This window comes from Planctomycetaceae bacterium, from assembly GCA_041398825.1.
GTDB lineage: Bacteria > Planctomycetota > Planctomycetia > Planctomycetales > Planctomycetaceae > F1-80-MAGs062.
Genome location: JAWKTX010000030.1, coordinates 1 through 3,091, shown reverse-complemented (window position 1 = coordinate 3,091; position 3,091 = coordinate 1). Strand labels below are relative to the sequence as shown.

General features: G+C 53.7%; 1 protein-coding gene. It reads right to left on the bottom strand.

Annotated features, from left to right (window positions below; translation table 11 throughout):
- Positions 1-420: 420 nt before the first annotated feature.
- The gene (locus tag R3C20_26040) at positions 421-2,574 is read right to left on the bottom strand and encodes a WD40 repeat domain-containing protein (GenBank protein MEZ6043968.1); all 2,154 of its coding nucleotides are present in this window, start codon (positions 2,572-2,574) and stop codon (positions 421-423) included.
- Positions 2,575-3,091: the final 517 nt, after the last annotated feature.

The window sequence follows — 3,091 nt, the reverse complement described above, 5'->3', positions numbered from 1 at the left end:
GCTGGCTGGAGCATGTCAATTCGCCTCAGACGGACGCCGAACTCGCGTCCCTCCGTCGCAGCGTCAATCGAGGCTCACCGTTTGGAGACGAAACATGGGCAACCACAGCCACCAGAAAACTCGGCCTCGAAATCACCACCCGCCCACAGGGACGACCAAGAGTCAAATAAACGGTTCCGGACACCTTTTTGCGTTCCCGGACACCCTTTTTGCGTTCCCGCTGATGACTCTTCAATCACCGCCAGCCAGTCACTCAGTTCCGAACGACACCCCGCTCGGTACCCAAACCGCCGAATCCAAAAGACTCGCGAGCCGCCAATCAACCAAAAGCAACTTCAGTGCCGAACACCATTGACAATGTCCCCTCCCGCGACTCACAGCGGATGGCCCTGCTGCAAAACGGCCACGCAATTCCGAAGGTCAGGGCGATTTTTGGGGCGGACTTTTTTCTTTGGAGTCGGGGATCTTTGGCAGGTCTTTGAGGAGTCCCTCCAGAATCGCTTTTTGGCCGCCGATCTGTTTCACATACAGCAGCGTTCTATTCACATCGTTCAATAGCATGGCATTCGCTTTGTTTCGCGTTAGCCAGGCTTTGCTCATGATGACCTCACCTGCTTCGATGGCACCATCTCTGTCATCTGCTCGTCGCGCGATTCCTGCGTAGGCCGCGACAACCCGATCCTGAAAAGGGACATCATCGTCACTCTCTTTCAGCAGCTGCTGAAACTTTGGTTTGAGAGCGTCGTACTTAAAGCCGGTTTCCGTGAAGAAGTTGTCCGTTGCGTAAAAGCGCAACTGATCAGCAACGATCGCAACAAGAATCCTGTCGTGCTTATCCTCCGGAACAGCCGCGCGAACGCGTTCGGCATACCGAGCAACATCTCCCGGTTCTCCGTGCCATCGCGGCATCAGGTGATAACATGCGGTCAGGTGTGCATCGATATTCTCCGGGCAGAACCTCAGAACGTCGTCGACAGTTTCATCAAACGACTTGCGAGACGCACTGGCGCTGGTTTGGAGGCTCAGCATCAGTGAGTAATATCGATGCGGTGTGCTGGCGCCGGGTTCGAGCAGCCCGAGTTCTGTTAGCGCCTTGTTGATGTAGTATTCAAATTCACGAAATTGCTCTTCAGAGACTGTATTCGCATAGCCACTGCCGCGATGGCTCCATGCCACTCTTCTGTAGTGTTCGGCAAGAGCAATTCGGGGGGCTGGACTCAACGGACTGCTCTCTGCCCATGAAATCAGCTGAGCAACTCGGTCATCGGTTCTGGATTTTACATTTGTCGGGTTAACGGCAGCAAACAGCTCCTCTTCAGAGATCGAGTCGTCGTCTGCAAACGCCATCTTCGCAAGCTGATTCAGTCGATCGTACTGCGCAGAGTCGAGCAGTTCTTCGGCAAACTCCTGCAGTTGACGCGGCCGCGCCAGGGAATTGTTTGCCATCTTCCACAATTCAATCTGCTTCAGCCCCCCGAACGCCATCAGCGAACAATCCGGGCTGAGAACAACTTTCGGACGTCCAAAAAGTGCCTGGATTGCGTTAATCGGCGGCCGAGACGTCACGAAAAGGCTCGACCGATCCGAATCGACAATCTGTATCTGCCCGTCGGCAGTCCAGCAGGCAAGAAGCGAATCATCCGGAGCGACTTCAAATCCTGCTATTGGTGCCAAAGAGAAACTCCATCCCACGCCGAACAGTCCTGTTCTGGTGGAATTGATCGAAATGCGAGTAAGTCCGTCCTCGTTTGATACGAGAAAAATATCGGTCCCCATGGCGAACGAATCTGCGTTCACGAAATTCTCGTTCAGGTGCAGGTGAAATGGCTCATCGCTCTCCGTTTTCTGAAAGCTCAGAAAATGAATGGAACCATCTGCCAGCGTGTACAACACGTGATCCGCTCTGGTCGCGTAGCGAATTGCCTTGAGCGGTCGTCCCTCCTTATCGACATCCAGTATTTCCCCCTGACCTCCAAGCAGCGGAAATCGCAGGATACGCCCTTTTCCGTCCGCTCCTACAAGCCACTTTCCATCCTGCGAAATCGCAACATAGGAGACGTCGCCGTCAAATGCTTCGTGCGTAAAGATCGACTTTCCGGTGGCCACTTCGTAGATATCAACTTTGTCGTGACCAATGGCAAGGTGTTGATTATCCGGAGAAAGCGCCATGCAACGCGTTCGCCCGGGCACTTCGAAGGTTCCAAGCTGTTCAGCATTGTCTGCGTTCACAACCACAATATTGACCGGCGGACGCACTCTGTCGCCGGGCTTTGGGTTATCGGGAAATTTGCCAGATGCTCCTGACGGAAATTCCTGCACTGCGACCGCCAGTCCCTTGCCAGATGCAGAAAACTCCATGCGCTGAACGATCCCGTTGGATGGCACCATTCCGTACGACTTCCAGACAACCTCGCTCCTTGGCGCAATCGCCTCGACGCGTTCAATGAGGTGCTCGCTGCTGAGAGGCTCTGACGTTTCGGTCTCCTCAACATTCGTTTGTATGAAGAATGAAGTCATCGCAATGGCGGGCAAAGTCTTTGCCAGCAGGTGTATCATCATTGGACTGAGTAACATCGAAAAATCCCCTTAGCTCTGAACACAAACAATCCATTCTTCACCGCTGGATAAAACAGATTTTGATGCCCAAGAGTGGAGACCGCCATGCTACCAGTACGCAGGGCGAAGATTCAACACAAACGGCGCACATGGGCGTAGTTTGTGTTGCACCGATCTCTGCTGCACAGTGGCATGGATGTCACCAATCCGGCGAGCGGCAGGACGTCAGCCCTCCGAGGCGATAACAACATCAGTTCATGACACGTCGATGGAATCGTTTCGCGTATTCCGCATCTTCTGCGGTTGAACGCGTTTGGCTTTTCGGAGTACTCCGTGCGATCCGCGGTTTCTGTAGATCGTCAGACTGCCAGGAGGCACAGCGCGTGTCGCGCGTGTCCTGCCTGAGAAACTGACCGTGAGAGGAACCGATGGATCTGCTAGTGTAGTGTCTTTGAAATGTGGTGAATTATTCGGCACTGAATTGTGCGTGCGGTGTTGAATGGGTACCTGATTCTTCAAGGAGGATATCCATGCG

Coding starts and splice junctions, on each gene's coding strand:
- R3C20_26040 (MEZ6043968.1), bottom strand. CDS start 2,574: ATGTTACTCAGTCCAATGATGATACACCTGCTGGCAAAGACTTTGCCC.